This window comes from Rhodococcoides navarretei, from assembly GCF_038069675.1.
Taxonomy (GTDB): Bacteria; Actinomycetota; Actinomycetes; order Mycobacteriales; family Mycobacteriaceae; genus Rhodococcoides; species Rhodococcoides navarretei.
Window position 1 is genome coordinate 4,728,761 of sequence record NZ_JBBPCN010000001.1, and the last position, 20,543, is coordinate 4,749,303.

General features: G+C 63.5%; 20 protein-coding genes. 16 read left to right on the plus strand and 4 right to left on the minus strand.

Annotated elements, in window-relative coordinates:
- Complete coding sequence (locus AABD04_RS22375) at nt 1-1,467, minus strand: tyrosine-protein kinase domain-containing protein (RefSeq protein WP_341442531.1); 1,467 nt, start codon at nt 1,465-1,467, stop codon at nt 1-3.
- 92 nt (nt 1,468-1,559) lie between these two features.
- On the opposite strand from AABD04_RS22375, the gene AABD04_RS22380 reads away from it, so the two are divergent.
- The 12 genes from AABD04_RS22380 to AABD04_RS22435 all read left to right on the plus strand — a co-directional run bounded on the left by AABD04_RS22380 (nt 1,560) and on the right by AABD04_RS22435 (nt 15,414).
- Nucleotides 1,560-2,999 carry an O-antigen ligase family protein gene (locus AABD04_RS22380; RefSeq protein ID WP_341442532.1) on the plus strand — a complete coding sequence of 480 codons (1,440 nt, stop codon included), beginning with the start codon at nt 1,560-1,562 and terminating at the stop codon, nt 2,997-2,999.
- A 142-nt stretch (nt 3,000-3,141) separates the two neighbouring features.
- On the plus strand, nt 3,142-4,632 hold the full coding sequence (locus AABD04_RS22385) for a cellulase family glycosylhydrolase (RefSeq protein WP_341442533.1): 1,491 nt from the start codon (nt 3,142-3,144) through the stop codon (nt 4,630-4,632).
- A gap of 436 nt (nt 4,633-5,068) precedes the next feature.
- Nucleotides 5,069-6,199, plus strand: coding sequence for a glycosyltransferase (locus AABD04_RS22390; RefSeq protein WP_341442534.1), 1,131 nt, complete (start codon nt 5,069-5,071; stop codon nt 6,197-6,199).
- Nucleotides 6,199-7,194, plus strand: a complete 996-nt coding sequence (locus AABD04_RS22395) for a GDP-mannose 4,6-dehydratase (RefSeq protein WP_341443114.1) — start codon at nt 6,199-6,201, stop codon at nt 7,192-7,194. The genes AABD04_RS22390 and AABD04_RS22395 overlap by 1 nt, the downstream gene beginning before the upstream one ends.
- On the plus strand, nt 7,191-8,165 hold the full coding sequence (locus AABD04_RS22400; RefSeq protein ID WP_341442535.1) for a GDP-mannose 4,6-dehydratase: 975 nt from the start codon (nt 7,191-7,193) through the stop codon (nt 8,163-8,165). The genes AABD04_RS22395 and AABD04_RS22400 overlap by 4 nt, the downstream gene beginning before the upstream one ends.
- Nucleotides 8,162-8,779 carry an acyltransferase gene (locus AABD04_RS22405; protein WP_341442536.1) on the plus strand — a complete coding sequence of 206 codons (618 nt, stop codon included), beginning with the start codon at nt 8,162-8,164 and terminating at the stop codon, nt 8,777-8,779. The genes AABD04_RS22400 and AABD04_RS22405 overlap by 4 nt, the downstream gene beginning before the upstream one ends.
- A 102-nt stretch (nt 8,780-8,881) precedes the next feature.
- Nucleotides 8,882-9,952, plus strand: coding sequence for a glycosyltransferase (locus AABD04_RS22410; protein WP_341442537.1), 1,071 nt, complete (start codon nt 8,882-8,884; stop codon nt 9,950-9,952).
- Entirely contained in the window at nt 9,949-11,094 is a 1,146-nt protein-coding gene (locus AABD04_RS22415) for a polysaccharide biosynthesis protein (RefSeq protein WP_341442538.1), read from the plus strand. The genes AABD04_RS22410 and AABD04_RS22415 overlap by 4 nt, the downstream gene beginning before the upstream one ends.
- Nucleotides 11,091-12,206: a glycosyltransferase gene (locus AABD04_RS22420; RefSeq protein WP_341442539.1), complete on the plus strand. Its 1,116-nt coding sequence runs from the start codon at nt 11,091-11,093 to the stop codon at nt 12,204-12,206. The genes AABD04_RS22415 and AABD04_RS22420 overlap by 4 nt, the downstream gene beginning before the upstream one ends.
- Nucleotides 12,207-12,211: 5 nt before the next feature.
- Nucleotides 12,212-13,237, plus strand: coding sequence for a hypothetical protein (locus AABD04_RS22425; protein WP_341442540.1), 1,026 nt, complete (start codon nt 12,212-12,214; stop codon nt 13,235-13,237).
- Nucleotides 13,238-13,514: 277 nt separating this feature from the next.
- On the plus strand, nt 13,515-14,177 hold the full coding sequence (locus AABD04_RS22430) for a TetR/AcrR family transcriptional regulator (RefSeq protein ID WP_341442541.1): 663 nt from the start codon (nt 13,515-13,517) through the stop codon (nt 14,175-14,177).
- A 91-nt stretch (nt 14,178-14,268) separates the two neighbouring features.
- Nucleotides 14,269-15,414, plus strand: coding sequence for an FAD-dependent oxidoreductase (locus AABD04_RS22435; protein ID WP_341442542.1), 1,146 nt, complete (start codon nt 14,269-14,271; stop codon nt 15,412-15,414).
- Here AABD04_RS22435 and AABD04_RS22440 read toward each other — a convergent pair.
- Nucleotides 15,386-16,240, minus strand: a complete 855-nt coding sequence (locus AABD04_RS22440) for a helix-turn-helix transcriptional regulator (protein WP_341442543.1) — start codon at nt 16,238-16,240, stop codon at nt 15,386-15,388. The two genes, AABD04_RS22435 and AABD04_RS22440, sit on opposite strands and share 29 nt — an antisense overlap.
- Before the next feature lie 137 nt (nt 16,241-16,377).
- Between AABD04_RS22440 and AABD04_RS22445 the strand changes: the two genes are divergently transcribed.
- Nucleotides 16,378-17,187: an NAD(P)H-dependent oxidoreductase gene (locus AABD04_RS22445; protein ID WP_341442544.1), complete on the plus strand. Its 810-nt coding sequence runs from the start codon at nt 16,378-16,380 to the stop codon at nt 17,185-17,187.
- Here AABD04_RS22445 and AABD04_RS22450 read toward each other — a convergent pair.
- On the minus strand, nt 17,159-17,635 hold the full coding sequence (locus tag AABD04_RS22450; protein ID WP_341442545.1) for a mycothiol transferase: 477 nt from the start codon (nt 17,633-17,635) through the stop codon (nt 17,159-17,161). The genes AABD04_RS22445 and AABD04_RS22450 overlap by 29 nt on opposite strands.
- 133 nt (nt 17,636-17,768) lie before the next feature.
- Here AABD04_RS22450 and AABD04_RS22455 point away from each other — a divergent pair, with 133 nt between their 5' ends.
- The 3 genes from AABD04_RS22455 to AABD04_RS22465 are packed head-to-tail and all read left to right on the plus strand — an operon-like array spanning nt 17,769 to nt 19,802.
- Nucleotides 17,769-18,191, plus strand: coding sequence for a hypothetical protein (locus tag AABD04_RS22455; protein WP_341442546.1), 423 nt, complete (start codon nt 17,769-17,771; stop codon nt 18,189-18,191).
- Between the two features lie 36 nt (nt 18,192-18,227).
- Nucleotides 18,228-19,490 (plus strand): transposase, encoded by a 1,263-nt coding sequence (locus AABD04_RS22460; RefSeq protein ID WP_341442547.1) that lies wholly within the window; start codon nt 18,228-18,230, stop codon nt 19,488-19,490.
- A gap of 27 nt (nt 19,491-19,517) precedes the next feature.
- Nucleotides 19,518-19,802 (plus strand): hypothetical protein, encoded by a 285-nt coding sequence (locus tag AABD04_RS22465; RefSeq protein ID WP_341442548.1) that lies wholly within the window; start codon nt 19,518-19,520, stop codon nt 19,800-19,802.
- 107 nt (nt 19,803-19,909) lie between these two features.
- Here AABD04_RS22465 and AABD04_RS22470 read toward each other — a convergent pair whose 3' ends face one another.
- Nucleotides 19,910-20,530 (minus strand): GntR family transcriptional regulator, encoded by a 621-nt coding sequence (locus tag AABD04_RS22470; RefSeq protein WP_243609099.1) that lies wholly within the window; start codon nt 20,528-20,530, stop codon nt 19,910-19,912.
- Nucleotides 20,531-20,543 lie beyond the last annotated feature (13 nt).

Genomic DNA, 20,543 nt, shown 5'->3' on the forward strand with positions numbered 1-20,543 from the left:
CTATCCTCTGCTCGCCGACGAGGTCGCAGTGTCGTTCAGCGCCGGCTTCGGCCTGACCACCGCAGACGCAGGGGACGAAGCCGACGCGGACGGAACAGTGTATGTCTCTGCGTTCGAGGGTGATTCGCGGACGTTCTCGGAGGATGCGGAAGTGCCGCCGAGGAGGCGTCGACCCGAGGGTTCGAAGGTGGTCACGACGCCCAGAACGGTTCCGCCGACACCGTCGAGCACCTTGATCGCACGTCGCAGCTTGTCGCGCGTGGTGCGGCCGGTGCGCGCGAGAACCACTGTGCCGTCGGCCAATGCGGTGAGGATCGCACCGTCGGTGACCTGGAGCAGAGGCGGGGTGTCGATGATGACGTAGCGGTATCGCTCGCGCAGCGATTCGAGCAGCTCCTGGGCGCGATCCGATCCGAGCAGTTCGCTCGGATTCGGCGGCACGGGCCCCGAGGGCAGTACCGAGACGCCGTCGAACACATCGTTCTGGATCGCGTCATCGATGTCGTGCTCGCCCGAGAGGACGGTCGACAGACCGCTGTGCTGGTCGACACCCAACCGGGTGCCCAATGTGGCGCTGCGCAGGTCGCCGCCGACGAGAAGCACCGTGTGTCCCGCCTCGGCGAGCACGGCCGCGAGATCGATGGCCGTGCTGGTGCGTCCCTCGCCGCCAGCCGGACCGGTGATGGTGATGACGCGCGGCGGAGATCCGCCGCCGAGGAAGCGAATATTGGTGCGCAGGGCGCGGAGCGGCTCGCCCATCGTCTTCATCGACGCCACCGCGACCGTGGGGCGCGTCCCGTCTGCAGGGAGACCGCCGAGCACGACGCGGCCCGAGACGTCCTCCGCGCGCGGCCTGTCCCGGATCGAGCGATCCAGCAGACCGCGAAGCAGCGCGAGCGCGAGTCCGAGAACGAAGCCCATCGCACCGCCGAGACCGAGCGTCGTGGTCAGGCCCATGCCGATCGGCGCCGTCGGAACGTCGCCCTGATCGACGATGGTGGCCCCGGCCGCGGGATCGCCGCCGCGCTGAGATGTTTCGAGTTCCTGCACCACCTGCGTCAGCTGCCCGGCTACCGCGTTGGTCAGTGCCTGCGCGACCTCGGGATCGGGATCGGTGGCGCACAGATCGAGCAGAACGGTCTTTTCGATCGGCGTCGCGGTGATCCGGGAACGCAGGTCCGCCGCCGACCCCTGCAGTTGCAACTGATCGACGGCTCGCTGCGCAACCTGTGTGCTGGTGGCCAACCCGGCGTAGGAGGACACGCGTTCCTGCGAGAACAGATTGTTCTGGTACGCCTCACCGACGGAACTGCCGCCTTCGGTGGTGACGAACAAACGAGCACACGCTTGGTACTGAGGCGTCGTGAAGAACGTGTAGGCATAGCCGCCGGCGATGCCGATGACCGTCGCGAGAGCGACGATCCACCAACCCGCGCGAAGGATCCGCCAATACTCTCGAATCTCCACGAGTGCTCCTATCGAATGACGTCGGTCAAGGGGAAACAATAAAGCGCAGCGAAGGATTCGGCACGGCGTACATGTTGCGAGTGGATGAAAGCGTGACAACATCAGAGCCTATGAGCATCGCGCAGCGGGTCGGATGGGTCGCCATCGTGGCAATCCCCGTTCTCGTTACATTCGCCGTGATCGTCGGCGGAACTCCAGCGAAACTGGCGGCATTCGCCCTCGTCGCGCTGACCGTGGGAGCGTACGTCGGCCTACGTCATCCACTGTATTTGACTCGCGCTCTTGCATTTTCATTGGGCGCACTTCCGTTCGGCTACGTACCGGGCACACCGGCACCGCTGATCTTCACACTGACTGTCGCGACGATTCTGGCCACTGTGATTCACCGCACAGCGGTGAGCCGCATCACATGGCCGGAAACGACCGTCATCGCACTCATCGCCTTGTCCGCACTGTCGGTCGTCGTCACCGCCACGGGACCGGGCGATTTCTTCGAGTTCGGTAAATGGCTCATCTCGACCCTCGTGGTGGTGTGCCTGTTGCGTATGCCCCGGGACGAAATGGCGATGTTCGGCAGGATCTACGTCTACGCCGCCTCCGGCGCAGCCGCATTCGCGTTGCTGATCTTCGTCGGCGATCCCGCGGGAAAGCTCATTCGCTACCTGTCGATCCTCGGGTACGGCTCCGAGGAGGAAAGCACTCGCTTCGTCTACAGCCCCACCGGAGCCACGTCGGTTCGCCTGGCCGGGACCTACATCGACCCCAACGCGGCCGGAATCGGCTTCGTCCTCGCACTCATGCTGTGCATACTGTTGCTGCGTGGATACCTGCGTACCGCTCTCGCTACTCTGCTGTTCCTGTCGATCGTGCTCACCCTGTCGCGAGCGGCCCTGTTCTCGGTGGTGCTCGGGGTACTGCTGATGTTCGCCTTCCAACAACTGCGGGCCAGAGAACGTTTCGCCATCGTCGGCGCATTCCTGGCGGCCTTCGTCGGAGCCCTCGCAGTACCCAGCGTGCGCAGCCGAGTTTTCTCGTCCTTCGGCAACGAGGACGCAGGCTCGAGCGCACGCGGCGATGCGCTTGCCGAATTCCCCGGCCACATGCAAGGCCACTGGCTGTTCGGCCTCGGTTGGGGGCGGCCGGAATTCGTCGATCCCGCCACCGCATTCGAGGTGAATTTCGTCGCCAACTCGCCACTGTTGACCATCTACCGCGGCGGTATCTTCACCGGCCTGGCCTTCACCGCAATTCTCGTTGCCGGTGCCGTCGTGGGCTACCGGATGCTGCGCTCGGGACGCTGGGAGCTCGGCTTCTACGGCGGCACCTTCATCGGTTTCTCGGTGATCGCGCTGCAACTCGACTTTCCCGTCGTCAGCACGCCGGCCACCACCACAGCATTTTCCGTCATGCTCGCTTTCGTCGTCTACGCGTGGGAAAAGGCGACCCAAAACAATCAGAATGGCGACAACGTAGAGAGTACGAAAACGAAAAGCTTGCTTTCACCCGAAGCAGCTCGACCAGCAGTTTCATAATTATCGGTCGGCTTCTTTTGATTTGTACAATAACGCGCCTGAGGTGCAATGATTCACCGCACCGGCCCGTCGAATGTTGGTACGGACCCCCTGGTGGAAAGAATTGAAGATGGTTCCCTTTCGCGGTGGCTTTCGCGCAATAATGTCAGCGGCAACCGTTTTGATCGTCGCTGCCGGGCTCACCTTCGGAGTCTCGTCCGTCCTCATTTCACCTGATCACCTCGTCGGCGCATCACGCGCCGACGCGGCCCCCAACCCACCCGGCGTCGGCATTTCCGACGGCGGCGGATTGCTCTGGGCCTCGGACGCCGAGTTGGACACCACCGTGCAATTCCTGACCGGCATGGGCGTCAAATCGATGCGCATCGCCATACCGTGGTCGACCGTCGAATACACCCGGAACCAGCTGGACTGGACGGCCGTCGATCGCGTCGTGAACAAGCTTCGAGCAGCGAACGTCTCGATGCTGGGCATCATCGCGTACACCCCGCCGTGGGCGACCGCTCCGGCCAATCAACCCATCAACACCCGCCCCGCGTCACCTGCGGCATTCGGCGACTTCGCCGGCAAGGTCGCCGCCCGCTACAAGGGGAAAGTTGCCGACTACGAGATCTGGAACGAGCCCAACGGGTCGATGTTCTACGGGCCGCAACCCGACGCGGCCGGCTACACCGCCCTCCTGAAGGCCGCGTACCCCAAGATCAAGGCAGCCGACTCGGCCGCTACCGTCGTCGGCGGTGTCCTCGGTGCAGCAGAACAGGCTTGGGGCATCGTCAATCCCGTCGACTTCACCAATCAGATGTACGCGGCAGGTGCCGCCGGCTCTTTCGACGCCCTCTCCTACCATCCGTACCAATACTCATTGAAGTTCTCCGAGGGCCCGTACGTCGATCATTCACCGGCCCGTCAGGTCATGGACATGCGCGCGGCCATGGTCGCCAACGGAGACGGCAGCAAGAAGATCTGGGCCACCGAGTACGGCGTCCCCACGTCCGCGGTGTCGGGAGATCAGCAGAACGCGATGATCACCGACTTCATCCAGAAGTGGCGCGAGCTGCCGTACACCGGGCCGATCTTCCTGTACACGATGCGAGACAAGGCGACCGGCAGCAATGACCCGGAAGATACGTTCGGCCTGCTCGAGAGCAACTGGGGTGCCAAACCGGCTCTATGGGGCGTAATGGGCCTACTGCAGCAGGGCATTCCGCGCACTCCCGAGTACAACCGATTCGCTGCTGCTCCGAACACCTCCGGAGCGGTACTGGGACCGGTGTTTCCCGTACGCGATAGGTGGGCGCAGTACCGCCAGGACGCGGTTCTCTACGAGATGCCGAACGGCTTCGTCGCCGTTCCGCGCGCTGTGGCCGAATCGATCCGGGCCACCGGCTTTCTGCCCACGACGCCGTTCAACGGCACCTACCAGGACTTCGACAGCCCCTTCGGCCTTCGTGTGTTCTCCACCGCCATCGGCGGTACCCGCAACATCGGTGGCGGCATCTACAGCGCCTGGGATCCCACTCTCGGGCCCGCAACGAGCGACGAGATGCCGCAGTACGGCGGCGGCGTACGGGTGACGTTCCAGTACGGCGCGATCACCTGGACACCGTATGTGGGAGCGACCGTCACCCGCTGAATTCATTCGATCAATCGATCGATAATTCACAAACCGCACGCCCCTTTTTATCGGGTCCACCATGCCCATTTCTCGGCGCAATCATTGCGGCCGCGTTAACTCTGCGCAAAGGTGCGGTTTCAATTCAACGATCAAGTATTTTGCTTTGTGAACCACCTCACTTAGTGCTATCTATTTCTTCCCGAAGCGGATATTCATATAGCGCGAACGAATGACTCTTCGTGGCAGGATTACGTCCAGTGTTCGCACGTCTCGTCGGGGGACACCCTAATTTCGACGCTCTTGTTCTGCACCGTCGCAGAACCGGAAGCGTCAACAGGCGTTTCGAGATCCCCCCTTGGCTCCACTCGAGTACGGACCGACACGATGGGTAGCTCATGAAGACGGACAGCGTTGTGTCTCAATCGGGTTCACACACCTGCCTTCGGGCGGAGATATGATCGACGGCCTGCGCGTGGCCATCGCACACGACTACCTCACCCAGCGCGGTGGTGCCGAGAAGGTCGTGCTCGCCATGGCCCGCGCCTTCCCCGACGCACCGATCTACACGACGCTGTTCGAGCCGTCGACGACGTTTCCCGAATTCTCTCGACTCGACGTGCGACCATCCTCGCTGAACCGCGTCGGCTTCCTTCGCAAGAATCACCGAGCCGCACTTCCCCTGCTGCCGTTCGCATCCTCGTCCGTCAAGATCGACGCCGACGTGGTCCTGACGAGCACCAGCGGCTGGGCCCACGGCTTCCACACCACCGGGCGCAAGCTGGTCTACTGCTACTCGCCGGCGCGCTGGCTGTACGAATCGCAGATGTACCTGGGTGAATCTCGAAGCCCGGTCAAACGTGTTGCGCTGAATGCTCTCTCGTCGCCGCTACGCCGTTGGGACCGACGCGCTGCACTCTCGGCCGACCGCTACCTCGCCATCTCCACCGTGGTCCGCCAGCGCATCACCGATGCGTACGGCATTCCCTCGACGGTGGTGCCCGCACCGTTCACGGTCGAAGCCGCCCCCGCGGAAGCCATCCCCGAGGCCACCGCCTGGCTCGACGGCGGCGGCTACTACCTGTGTATCTCACGGCTGCTGCCGTACAAGAACGTTGACAAGGTGATGGCCGCGTTCGCCGACACCGACCGCAAACTGATCGTCGTCGGTCGAGGTCCCGAGGCCGATCGCCTACGAAAGCTCAAGTCCGACAACGTGCTCATGCTCAGCGATCTGACGTCGGGACAGATGACCTGGCTCTATCGGGGTTGTAACGGTTTGATCGCCGCAAGCTATGAAGATTACGGATTGACCCCCATCGAAGCGGGTTACCACGGCAAGCCGAGCGCAGTGCTCCGCTGGGGAGGTTTTCTCGATACCGTCGAGGAGGGCGTCTCCGGGGTGTACTTCGATCAGCCCCAACCGGATTCGATCCGCGACGCGGTCGCGCATCTCGAGCGAACAGCCTGGGAACCACTGAAGATTCAGGCACACATGGAGCAGTTCAGCGAAGAACGCTTCGCCGCCGAACTCGTCTCCGCAGTATCCGACATTCGTGCAGAACAAATCGAGAGGACGGCGTCGTGATGAGCAAGCGCGCGTTGATCACCGGCATCACCGGGCAGGACGGTCTCTATCTCGCAGAGCTGCTGCTGAGCAAGGGCTACAAAGTGTTCGGTCTGCTTCGCGGACAGAGCAACCCGAAGGCACCGATGCTGGAGCGAGTACTGCCCCAGGTCGAGATTCTTCACGGCGACCTCCTGGACCTGTCCGCGCTGATGCGCGCGTTCGCGGTGGCCGACCCCGACGAGGTCTACAACCTCGGAGCCGTCTCGTTCGTCGCGTACTCCTGGGAGAACGCCCGCCTCACCACCGACGTCACGGGCGGCGGCGTGCTGAACATGCTCGAGTCGACCCGGCTGTACGAGCAGGTCGCGGGCAAGCAGGTTCGCTTCTACCAGGCGTCCAGCTCGGAGATGTTCGGCAAGGTGCAGCAGGTGCCGCAGCGCGAGGAAACTCTGCTCTGGCCGCGATCGCCGTACGGCGTCGCCAAGGTCTACGGGCACTACATGACCATCAACTACCGCGAGTCCTACGGCATGCACGCCAGCTCCGGCATTCTCTTCAACCACGAATCACCCCGTCGTGGGCCGGAATTCGTGACTCGGAAAGTGTCCCAGGCCGTCGCCCGTATCGCCCTCGGGTTGCAGAGCGAGATTTCGCTGGGCAATCTCGACGCCAAACGCGACTGGGGTTTCGCCGGCGACTATGTCGAAGCCATGTACCTGATGCTGCAGCAGGACGAGGCCGACGACTACGTGATCTCCACCGGCGAGACCCACTCGATTCGCGAACTCCTCGACCACGCGTTCGCCGCCGTCGACATCCACGACTGGGAGCCCTACGTGAAGATCGATCCGCGCTTCTTCCGGCCCGCCGAGGTCGATCTACTCGTCGGCGATTCGTCGAAAGCGCATGCAGCTCTTGGATGGAAGCCCAAGGTTGCCTTCCCCGAACTGGTGGCCATGATGGTGCGCAACGACCTCGCCGAACAGGCCCCCGACACCGTCAAGATCGCGTGAACACCAGGCTCCACCCGACCGCTCTGATCACCGGAGTGGCCGGCCAGGACGGCAGCTACCTCGCCGAACTTCTGCGCGATCGTGGATGGACGATTCACGGTGTATCCAAACCCGGCGTCGAGGGCGACTCGATCGACGCTCATGTCGTACGACACGAGGTGGATCTGAGCGATGCCGGTACGGCACAGGGTCTGGTCCGGGAGGTCGAGCCGGACTACGTCTTTCACCTCGCCGGCATCTCCTCGGTGTGGCGGTCGTGGAACGACCCGGTCCTCACCACCCAGGTCAACGGAATTTCGGCAACTGCACTGCTCGACGCCTGCTTCACCCAGCAGGAGGCGTCGGGAAAGCGGGTCGTGCTGATCAACGCATCCAGTGCCGAGATCTTCGCCGGTTCCGGGGTGTCACTGCAGAACGAGGAGACCCGCATCGCCCCGACGTCGCCTTACGGAGTCTCGAAAGCTCTGGCTCACAATATGGTTCAGATCTATCGATCACGTGGGCTCGAAGCCACCAACGCGATTCTGTTCAACCACGAATCGCCGAGGAGACCCGACACCTTCGTGACCCGAAAGATCACCAAGGCTGCCGCCGCGATCGCCCGTGGCACCCTCGACACCCTCGAACTCGGGAACCTCACTGCGGTGCGTGATTGGGGCTGGGCTCCGGACTACGTCGACGCGATGGCGGCAATGGCCGAGTACGGCAAGGGTGACGACTTCGTGATCGCCACCGGGCAGGCCCACAGCGTTGCGGACTTCGTGTCCACCGCCTTCGAGGCCGTCGGCATAGACGACTGGCGGGCCTACGTGCGGAGCGATTCCGAGATGCTGCGACCGATCGATTCGGCAAGGATGGTGGGCGACGCCGCCAAAGCCCGTGACCTGTTGGGCTGGGCACCGACCAAGGACTTCGACGAGATCGTCAAGTCGATGGTCCAATTCGACATGACCGAGGAGATGGCAGCATGACAGCGGTGGAACGGCCTGTGAGCAGCTCCGAGCCCGAGATCTACGACGTGTCGAACTACAAGATGCAGGACATCACGTTCAAGCGGAAGCTGCGCAATCGCATCGGCACCCTCGGCTTCAACATGATCGTCACCTACGTTCCGTCACACTGGATTCGGCAGAACTTCCTGCGTGCCTTCGGAGCGACGATCGGCAAGGACACCTCGATCTTCCGCGGCACCACCATCCTCGATCCCGAGGGCCTCACCATCGGGGATGCCTGCGCCATCGGGTTTCGGTGCATGCTCGACGCCCGCGGCGGCATCACCATCGGGAACAACGTCGTCATCGCCAGCGACACCCACATCATCGGTGGGTACCACGATCACAACTCCCCGGAATTCACACCGATCCTCGAACCCTGTGTCATCGGCGACTACGTGTGGATCGCCAGTCGCAGCACCATTCTCAGCGGAGTGACTCTCGGCCGCGGTGCCGTCGTCGGTGGTTGCTCGATGGTGCGCGCAGATGTCGGCGACCTCGAAGTGGTTGCCGGTGTGCCCGCGAAGGTGCGCGCGATGCGCGATCCCGAGGCACTCGCCTACCGCCCCAAGTATCGGCCGTTGTTCTACTGACCCCCATGTGCACGGAACTTCGTAGTCCACTACGAGGCTCGAGTGGAGCCTGCGGAACGAGCATGAAGCCAGCCGTGCACGACGGAAGGGAGCCACCGGAAGGTGATCCTGCGTGACTGCCGACTCGTCTACGTCGCCCCCCGATCCGGGGTGGGCGGCGTGGGCGACTATGCCGACGACTTCGCCGACGCCGTGCGGCCGCATTTCGGCGAGGTGATCGAGTATCGCCACGAGGGACCCGGATCGCATTCGGTGCGCGATATTCTGCGCCACCGCAGGGCAATTCAAGAACTGGTCGACGCCGATCCCGGTCGCGTCATCGTGCACTGCGAACTCAGCGGCGGTTCGGTGATGCCGTTCTGGGCGACCGCCGGACTCACCGGCGACCCAGTGGTGACCGCTACGGTGCACGACCCTCCCGGCCTGGTCTGGTGGCCTGCGCGCACCAAGTTCCTCGCGGGCAAGAAGGTACTCAATCACAGCCTGCACTACCCACTTCGATCGGGATGGCGGGCACTCGAACGCCGGGTGGCCGGTAGCCGAACGTTCTTCGCACTGACCCGCTCCGGTGCCGATTCACTCGCCCGCGAATATCCCCGCGCCACCGCCAAGGCAAGTGCCCTCTTCGTTCCCGCACGCCCCGACATCGCGCCCGCCGAGGAGCGACCGCTGGCCGTCGGACTCTTCGGATTGGTCTATCGCGGCAAAGGTTTCGACCAGATTCAGCAGCTTCGACACAGTCTTCCCCGCGACATCGCGATCCGCATCGCCGGCCGGGGAACCGAACTACTCGATCCCGTCGACGGCGTGGAGATTCTCGGTGAGGTGAACGGACCGGACGAGGATGCCTTCTTCGCCTCCATCCGGGCACTCGTCCTGCCCTACGGCAAACGGAGTGTGTACGGAGATGCGTTCCCCGCGTCCTCTGTCGTGACGCGAGCAATCGCCTATCAGACCCCGGTGGCCTGCCTGAAGGTCGGCGCTCTCGCCGAGTCCGACAGCGGTGCACTGGTGGTCGACGGCGATGTCGAGGAACTCGCCGAGGCCACCGCAGACCTCATCACCGATCCGATTGCGCTGGGCAAACTTCGGCGCGAGGTCGAAGCGCTTCGTATCTCCCACACCGCAGAACTCGTCGTGGACGACTTCGTCTCCGTCTGGGCGGCGCGATGAACGGCAATCTGTTGAAAGCCGGGGTCGCTGCCCTGTGGACGTACGGCGGCCGCGGTATCGGCCTGTTGTGGACCATCGCACTGATCGCCCAGCTGGGGATCTCCGACTACGGCCAGTACGCGATGGCGTTCGCCCTGGCCGCGATCGTGGCAGCGCCGCTGGATCATCCGTTCACCGTGCGCTCGATTCGCGTTGGCGAACGAGAGTTCCTGGGTGAGCGCACCACTCGCGTGCTGACCGGCGTCGTTCTGATCGTCGGTGGCCTGTGCTTGGTGGAGGTGAACTACATCGCGTGGTTCGCCCTCGTCATCGGCGGCGGCGAGTTGGTCTTCAACGCCTACAAGAGCAGAGCGCTGCGCGACGGCCGTCCCGACCTGACCCAGCGCCTCGATACCACTCGGCAAGCTACCTCCATCGCGCTCGCGACGGCGTACCTGTTCGCCGTGCCCGATCCGTCGCTGACGGTGGCCAGCCTGCTCTACGCCGCACCGTATTTCGTCATCGCGCTGCTCGCCGCACTGCAAACCCGACTGGCCGCGCCCCGCCTGCCCGGATCGTGGCGCGAGATGTCGATGCTGTTCTCGGAGAACCTCGCCAACGCGGTCTACATCCAGGGAGACGTGCTGCTGCTCGGCTTCCTCACCGACTCCACCATCGCCGGCTACTACTCCGTCGCTGCCGTGACGGCCTGGGCGGTGGCCTTCATCGGTCAGGCGTTCGGCAACACTTTCCACGAAAAGCTCCGCGCAGCAGACGGACTCGTCAGCGCCGGACCGGCCCTGAAGCACACCGCAGTTCTCGGCTGCGCTGCCGGCTCACTGCTGCTGGTCGCCGGTCTCCTGCTCTTCGTCACCCCGGCCTCCCCGCAGATCGCGGGTGCACTCGTCGTGATGTCTCTGTTCGTGGTGATGCGAGTGATGAACCACGTGTTCACCACCGTGCTCTACCTCCAGCACCGCGACCGCACACGAGTGATGGCGGCAGCAACGCTGGCACCGCTGAAGATGGTTCTCGTCCTGTGCCTGTTCCCCTTCGGTGCCGTCGGTGCCGCAGTGGCGTCGGTGGTCACCGATGCCGTACTGCTCGTCTGGTTCATGCGCGCCCTGTATCGCGATCCGATCAAAGAAGAGGTGACGCAATGAGACGCGCAACCTTCCTGTTGTCGAAAGACCCCGTCACCGAGCACGGCGGAGACATCGCACTCTCTCGCCTGATGATGCAGCTTGCCCGCGAAGCGTTCGAGGTTCGTTCGATCTGCCTGTCGAAAGAACTAGGCCTGGCACCCGACGTGGTGCGCGTACCCAAGCCGAAGGTCGACCTGGGGTTGTTGATGAAGTCCGTACGGCCGACCCGCTCGGTGGTACACGGACGCTACGACGTCGACGCTCTCCGGGACGCGATCGATGCATCCACCTCCGATGTGTATGTGGCCGAACACAGTTACATGGCCGAGTCGTTCCTGCGCTCCGCCAAGCTGGGGACGCCCTTCGCGATCAACACCGTCAACACCGAGTCGCAGGTGTGGAAGGTGACCCGCGGGTGGATCGGCCGCGTCGAGGCACCCCGCATCCTGCGTGACGAGATTCGCGTCGCCCGCGCGGCGGATGCCGTCGGGACCTACGATGCCGATGAAGCCCAGATGTATCGAGACAAGGGTGTGCGCGACGCTCGGTGGATCGACCTCACCCTCGAACCCGCACCCCAGCTCGACCTGTCCGAGACCGCAAAGCGTCTGGTATTCATGGGAACTCGCGATTGGCCGCCGAACCAGGAAGCCTTCAAGATCGCGCTGGAATACTGGCCCGCGATCTCCGCAGGTATCGACGGTGCCGAGCTGTGCATCATCGGCGCCAAGGCCCCCGGTGCCAAGGATCCCGTCTACCCTCGCGGAGTTCGCGATCTCGGCTTCGTCGACGACCTGCAGGAGTTCCTCGGCACCTGCCGAGCCCTGATCGCACCGGTCGCCACCGGCGGTGGTGTGCGCGTCAAGATCCTCGACGCCGCCAGCAAAGGACTGCCCGTCGTCGGAACCTCCGCGGCCGTCGGATCACTGGATTCGATCTTCGAGCTACCCACGTTCGACGACACCGAGCAGTTCGTCGCCGAATGTCGTCGCTACCTGCTCGATCGCACCGCCGCCGTCAAAGCGGGTGAGCGCATCTATGAGCTGAACACCGCACGCTGGAACGATCGCGTGCCCCATTCCACCGTCGAAGCACTGATCAGCGCACCACTGACAACCACCTTAGGATGATCGCCATGACCCTCCGCTCCCGTCTGCTCGCCGTTGCCGCAGCTGCCGCGATCGCCGTCGGCCTCTCGACACCGGTCGCACACGCGGCACCGGCCGACCTGGGCTTCACCGGTGGCGCGCCGTTTCTGACGCTCGACGACGCCACGCTGAACAATGAGCTCGGTGCCGGACGCGATGTCGGTGCCTCGTGGGTACGGGTGGTGGTGAATTGGGCGGCCATCGAGACAGCGCCGGGAGTGTTCGACTGGGGTAACACCGATCGCGTGATCAATGCTGCGACGGCACAGGGCTATTCGGTACTGGCTGTGCTGGGCGGGACGCCCGGATGGGCGCAAGGCGGCATCGCCTCGCCGCTGCCCGGTGCAGTTCCGTTGGATCCCAATGCCTTCGGCGCATTCGCCGGCGCAGCAGCCGCCCATCTGGGCAATCGCGTCGACCACTACGAGGTGTGGAACGAGCCCAACATCCCCACCTTCTTCGCGCCCGTCGACGCCGCCCGCTACACCGGCATGCTGCGCGCCGCCTACCCCGCGATCCACAACGCCGATGCCGGAGCCACCGTCCTGAGCGCCGGGTTGGCTACAACCGTGAATTTGGGAGCCTGGACCGTAGCGCCGGTGACCTTCCTGCAGCAGATGTACGCCGCGGGTGCCGCCGGATTCATGGACGCCGTTGCGCTGCATCCGTACACGTTCCCCTTCACCGTCGAGAACGATCCCAACGGCCAATGGGTACAGGTGGATCAGGCCTACGGCACCATGGCGGCCAACGGCGACGGTGGCAAGAAGATCTGGATCACCGAACTCGGCGCACCCACCGGAACCGGCCCGGGTGCTGTGCCCGAGGATCTGCAGGCTGCCATCATCGGCTCGAGCCTGGCGAATGCGTCGTCGCTTCCGTACGTCGGGCCGGTCTTCGTGCACTCCCTCCGTGACTCGGGAACCAACCTCGCCGACACCGAGCAGAACTACGGACTGCTGCGCTCGGACTTCAGCGCCAAGCCGGCATTCGATGTGGTGCGGGGTTCGTAGGCTCTGAAGGGTTCGGGTTCGGGACCTCACACCCTTTTTCCCGACCGCGCTTCCGAGTTCAACTCATAGAATGGGCGCGCACCGTGCAGCAGGGGTGTGAGGTTGCTCAGCCGCAGGGGCGGTCCGGCGTGCGCACCTCACGGTTCACGATCGCTCTCCGGATGCGGCATCCCGCACATTCGACTCGATACTGAACCCTCGGGTCCGGGGTCGTCTCGCCTCGGAATCAATCGCAGCCAGGCCTGGAACGACGTTCCAGTTGTGGCAGGATCTGCGCATGCCAGAGAAGAAGCCGACACCCGCTCGACGTTCCGATGCCCTGTCCAAAGTGCGCATCGTGCAGGCAGCGATTGAGATGCTCGACGAGGGTGGCACCGATGCTCTGACGTTCCGCACCCTGGCCGCACACCTGTCCACAGGCGCCGGAGCGCTGTATCACCACGTCGGCAACAGGGATGATCTGCTCGCGGCAGCGGCCAAAGCCGTCATGGAGTCGGTCTTGGAATCGTCGTCCGAGAACGAGGCGACAGAGCAGGGCGTTCGCGGCGTGATGATGGGGGTGTTCGACATGATCACCACGCGGCCATGGGTGGCAACGCAACTCGCCGGCGCGCCGTGGCAGCCGGCCGTCATGCATCTCTTCGATCGCATCGGAACGGAACTGGACGTACGCGGAGTTCCGGAGAATGCGCAGTTCGACGCCGCTTCCGTGCTCATGTACCACGCTCTCGGGGCTGCGAGTCAGCGCGATGCCGGGAGGCAACTAGCCGCCACGGTGACGGACCGCGCGGCGTTTCTCGACTCCACCCGCTCGGCGGTGACGGATACCGGCGATTACCCGTTCCTGACCCGAATCGCGTCGCAATTCGCCGAACATGACGACCGAGAGCAGTTCCAGGCCGGTGTCGACATCATCTTGGCCGGTATCGACCGCGGCTGAACCGACCACTAGCCCACACCCCGCTTGACAGAATTGGAACAGTGTTCCAATCTTAGTTGGAACACCGTTCCAATTACTGGCGGAGGCCTTCATGGGTACAACCATCTCGATCATCGGTGCAGGACTCGGCGGCCTGGTGCTGGCACGAGTACTGAACGTTCACGGAATCGCCGCCACGGTGTACGAGGCCGATGCCGCGGCTGACGCTCGGACACAAGGCGGGCAGCTCGACATCCATGAGAACGACGGACAGGTCGCCCTCGCCGCGGCCGGGCTCACGGAGCAGTTCCGCGCCATCATCCATGAGGGAGGCGAAGCGACTCGCGTCCTACGCCCCGACGGCGAGGCGTTGTTCGACGAACCCGACGACGGCACCGGGGGTCGACCGGAGGTACTGCGCGGCGACCTTCGACGCATTCTGCTCGAGTCACTGCCGGCCGACACCGTTCAGTGGGCGCACAAGCTCACCTCCGTCCGCCCACTGGGCAACGGACAACATGCACTCGAGTTTGCGAACGGAACCACCACAGTCTGCGATTTGCTCGTCGGTGCCGACGGCGCGTGGTCACGAGTCCGATCCCTGCTGTCTGCCGCCGTACCCGAGTACGTGGGTACCGTCTTCATCGAGACCTACCTGCACGACGTGGACGCACGTCACCCCGCGACGGCTCGCGCAGTCGGCGGTGGAGCGATGTTCGCCCTCACACCGGGTAAGGGAATCTCCGTGCATCGCGAGGCCGGCGACATCCTGCATACGTATGTTCAGCTCAACCGCGGCGTCGAGTGGATCGATGCGATCGACTTCACCGACTCACACTCCGCAAAAGTAGCGGTTGCAGCCGAATTCGATGGGTGGGCACCGGAGTTGACGGCGTTGATCACCGGCGGGGACACTGCGCTGGTTCCCCGCAAGATCTTCACGCTGCCCAACGACCACCGCTGGGATCCCACGCCGGGAGTAACTCTCGTGGGCGATGCCGCACACCTGATGCCTCCATCGGGAGACGGCGCGAATCTCTCGATGTTCGACGGTGCCGAACTCGCTCGCGCGATCTCCGATCACCGCGGCAACATCGATGCAGCCCTGTCCGTCTACGAGCAGGCCATGTTCACCCGAAGTGAAGCGGTGGCCGTCCAGTCACATGAAACGCTCGACCTGTGCCTCGGAGAACGCTCCCCGTACGGGATGATCGATCTGATCTCGGGCGTCAGCTCGGGTGATCGTCTCTCGCAGTAGTAGTTTCACTGTCCGACGCCGCATCGAGCGCGAGGGCGGCAAGTAGTCGCAGTCCGTCTTCGCTGGCACTACCGGCCGCGGCGTTCAGGACGATCATCTCCATCCCCGGTTCTCCCGGCAGCGCGAAGTTCTCCTGATGAAGCTCCAACAGACCTACCAACGGATGACGGAACGCCTTCCGCCCGTGCGTACGAGCGCACACATCGGCCCGTGCCCACAGTCGACGGAATCGGTCACTGCCCATGGACAATTCACCGATCAGCGACGCCAGCTGCGCGTCGTCCGGATACTGCCCCGCCGCGAGACGCAGGTGACCGACGGCATCCAAGGTGCAGGTGTTCCAGTCTTCGTACAGCCCACGATCGGCCTCTTCGAGGAAGATGTGCCGCGCAGTGTTCAACCCCGGGATGGGTTGGCCGTAGAGCACACGCGCAAGCCGATTGGCGGCAAGGACATTCATGCGGTGATCCATGATGAACGCGGGCGCAGCCTCCATCAGATCCAGGACGCGCAGAAGTTCCGGTCGCACGCGCCCTTTCGGGGTCTTGGCCGGTCGACGACGTCGACGGGCGAGCCGATCCAGATGCGCCCGTTCGGTGTCGTCCAGATCGAACACGCGCGCCAGAGCGTCGAGAATTTGCTCGGACGGTTGTGTGGCGCGGCCCTGTTCGAGACGAACGTAGTAGTCGATACTGACGCCCGACAGGTGAGCGACCTCCTCGCGGCGCAGCCCGTCGACGCGGCGATACCGGTCGACGGGAATTCCGACCGACGCCGGATCGACGCGAGACCGCCGAATTCTCAGGAAGTTCGCCAAATCGTCCACACCTGCAGTATCCCCCGAATCCGTCGGTCGAGAGTGGTACCGCCGATACCAGGAACACCCACCACAGGACATCGCGCCCCTGAACGAACCGTGCCGGACAAGAGAACCTGGAGGCACCCGAAACACAAGGAGCCACAGTGAAGACCCTCATCGTCTACGCCCATCCAGAACCGAAGTCGCTCAACCACTCACTCGCAGAACTAGCCGTCACCACGTTGGAAGCCGCAGGCCACGAGGTGCAGGTGACCGATCTTTATGCCTCGAATTGGAAAGCCGCCCTGGATGCGTCGGACTACGGACCCGCCGCATCGTCGCCGCTGCGGGTGGCCGCAGATTCCGGACGGGCTTTCGACACGGGCACCCTCACCGCCGACGTCAGTATCGAGCAGGAAAAGCTACTGTGGGCCGACACCATCATCTTCCAGTTCCCGCTGTGGTGGTACTCGATGCCCGCGATCCTGAAGGGGTGGGTCGATCGAGTGTTCACCTACCACTTCGCTTATGGCGTCGGCGAACACAGCGACACCAAGTACGGTGAGCGCTACGGCGAAGGAACCCTCGCCGGCAAGAGAGCACTACTGTCGGTCACCGTGGGTGGCCCGGAAGCTCACTACTCCGATCGGGGCATCAACGGACCGATCGACGACCTGTTGTTCCCCATCCACCACGGGATACTCTACTACCCGGGGATCGACGTTCTGCCTCCATTCGTCGTCCACGGATCCGATCGATTGACGGCCGAGGAGTACGCGGTTGCCGCGAAGAACTGGGAGCGGCGACTACTCGAACTCGAGACAACGGAACCAATAGCGTTCAGGAAACAGAACTTCGGCGATTACGAGATGCCATCCCTTCGCCTCAAAGAGGGCCTCGAAGAACGCGGGCAGTCGAGTTTCGCATTGCACGTGCGGCCACCATTCACGCCCGACGAAGGACCTCGCGTGTGAGCTCGAGCCGGCCGAGGTGCTGGGACAGCTCACGCACCAAGTGTGTCAACACCCATTCCGGGGTGGCGGTTGCCAGCTCTGGACGCGTGGAACCCATGACGGTCCGATCGCGAATGCCCTCGCGTAATGCCATATCCACCCACTCGGGCAGACGCGCACGAACATCGTCGACCCGTGCGATCAGGTCATCGACCCGGCCGGTGGCAGTGAACTCCGTGGCGCGGTCCCGCGGGATTTTCAGGCCGGCGATCACCGAGCCTCCCCAGTGCTCGATCACGGCGACGCAATGGAACACGATGGCGTACGGACTGTTGGCGCCGGGCAGATCCGGTGTGGCGTTGGCCAGCTCGCCGCCCAGGCCCTCGAGGATTTCCGTCATCGACGACAGACTTTCGCCGATGATCACGAGAGTGGCGTCAGCTACGCGTCTTTCGATGTCGTCCTGCATCACCGGACCGTACACCCGGTCATCTCGCGAACCCGGGGCCGATGGCGTCTCGATAGCTCGTTTGCCACCACCTCGCCTCGAATCGGAGAGAGGATAGGGCAATCGCCGGATTCCGAAACCAGTGGAGGTTGTCATGGCAAGACTTGTTCAGCGGTTGGCAGTGTGCGGTGCCGTGATGGTCGGCGCGGCGTTCGCATCGGCTGCGGTGGCCTCCGCGGAGGTGACGATTCCGTTTCAGTTCAACCCAGCGCCCTACGGAAACCCGAGAGGCAGTGTCGATTCACCCCCGAGCAATTGCGCTGTGGTGGTCGGCGAGCAACCCGGAATCGCCAAGGTCACCGACACCCCGAATGCGAACACCGGCTGCTACCTCATCTCCGAGGTGCGCTGGGTGAATCTCACTACCGGGGCCAGTGGTACCGCCCGATTGTCGGACGCCCTCTTCGGATCCCCGCACGAGGCAATTGTGTACAGCGGGCCGGGCCAAGTGGCACTCATCGGACTACCGACTTCTGCGACCACGGTGCCGGGGTTCGCGACGTTCTACGTTCCGTAGATCTTTGTCGATCTCGTAGGCTCTGATGATGGAATCGTGCGTGGGCAGCTGGGACCATCGTGGCAGCGCAAATCCTCGGAGGATCTGGATGTCCACTCCCGGCGAGCTGGTTTCGTGACGTACTCCGGGATTGTCGACACCGACCATCACCAGTTCGTCGTCGGGTCACAATCCGCAGAGACCTACGAACCTGCTGTGACCGGCAGCGTCATGGAAGTCGGACGGAATTTCGTCACCGTCATGACAGGTGCCGCATACGGCCCGGTCTCGGTAACAGTCGAACTACTCACCACCGCTCCCGGCGACCCTGGCGCTGAGGTCGAGTGGGAGGTCATCGAAGAAGCCACGATCAAGGTGAGCAAACCGTTCCGGGTCATCACCCTCGATGGTGAAATTGCACAGGATTTTCCAGCGTTACCGATAACCAAGGGTCTCAACACATTTCGTGTCAGCGCACGAGGTCGCGATGCGAACCCGGGCATGATCGTCGCCGAGCCCACCGAGTTGTACCTCGTCCAGGTCTGGAAGGTCAACCAGCCTGCCGCTCTGCGACGACTCCACAAGACCGACTCGGTGTGGAACGACGACATCGTCGTCCACAAGGTCAGAAGCTGGTGGGACCCGGATCCTGTCGCAGACGCGACCCTGTACATCAAGTACGGCTACGAGCACATGGCCAACCAGGTGAAACAGGACGCGATCAATTGGGGTGGGCGACCCCCCACCGAGAAGCTGTACCGCGCCACTACTTCCAAACAGTTCGCATTTCACGATCGAATGCTCGTCGACGCTCTGGCGCGCGCCCGCGCACCGAAACTTCGCAAGATCGCGGCGTGGGCTGCGCGTCGGTCGTACACGTTGGCCGGTATCGCGGATATCGACTGGATTCGGGCCGGACTCGAGGCGTTCGAGAACGAGACCCCGCTCCCGGCACCGTTCGACGACCGGCACACCACGAAAGTGTGGGACGCATTCAACACCGACACTCGAATTCAGCTGTGGGCCACATCGGACAGCGGCGAACAGACCCCGACGCCGGCGTTGGTAGCGGTCAATTCTCTGACCGCCGCCAGCGGGGACGAGCCATTCGCCGACCTGTTTCACGCCCTGCACACCTTGCTCAAGGTGCAACACCAGGTCGACCACCCGGACCAGTTGCTGTTCTCGAGGCCGGACTACGACCACTTGAGGCTCATCTCCGATGTGCGTCGACAGTTCTTTCCGAAATTGGCCCCGGCCGACCAGTACGAACGTTGGATCGGACACACGGTCGATGATGTGCTGCAAGCAGGGACCTGATCGTCTGCATTCGGTCATGATGAGTCCGTGCCGACTACCGATCCGTTCCACGCACTCGTTCTGATGAACGCAGTGTTCGCCTCTGCAGCATGGTCTCTGGCTAAGCCGTCGTGGCCCGCAGCGATCTCGCTGGGTGTTGCCTCAGTTCTGTGGCTTTTCTTCAACGCCCCCATCGAGGGTGCGGTGCTGTACGTGGTTGATGCGGATCGAGGGTTGACCGAATCGGACTTCCTCACGGTTGCGGGGTTGATCCTGGCGGCCTCGACTATCGCCCGAGTCCGGCGCATCCAGCGATCGGACGTCGATTCCTGAAGCAACTCACGCTCCACTCCTCGAAGTAAGTCAGTGAATGCCCCTGATCGAGGCGTCGAGTGGAGTGTCCTGTGCAGCTGCCGCGTCCCTCCGGGACATCGCCGTCGTCAGCTGCCCTGCAGCGCACTGTGACAGCCTGCCCGGATGTGCGCGCGCATGATGGCCTCGACCCATTCGCCGTCGCCACTTTCCAGCGCGTCGACGATCTCGAGGTGATGAGAGGCACTCCGGATCAGTTCGGCCGGGGTGTACCGGCGAAAGGTTCGAGCTGCGACAACGGGTTTGAGCATTCCTATCGCCATGTCGGCCATGCGACCGTTGGGGCACCTCAGCAGAATCGCAGTGTGAAAGGCATTGTTCAGCACCGCTATCTCGGACAGGTCCGCGGAGTCGAGAATCTTGTCGTGCATGCGCTGAGCCATCTCTCGAAGCTCGGCGAGATCCGACTGGGTCACGTGACCGGTAGCAAGCTTGGCGGCCTCGGGTTCGAGAAGGGACCGAGCCGCGTAGATCGCTTCGACGGAGTCTCGGGTGTACTCACTGACGCGGGCACCCTTGTTCTTCTCGATCGTGACGACTCCGGTGCCGGCAAGAGTGACCAACGCTTCCCGGATGGGGGTACGACTGACACCCAGCCGCGCAGCCAACTCGGCCTCGTTCAACTTCTCGCCTGGGCCGTAATGACCGGCGACGAAGAGGTCGAAGATCTTGTCACCGATCTCGGACAACAGATTCCCCTGT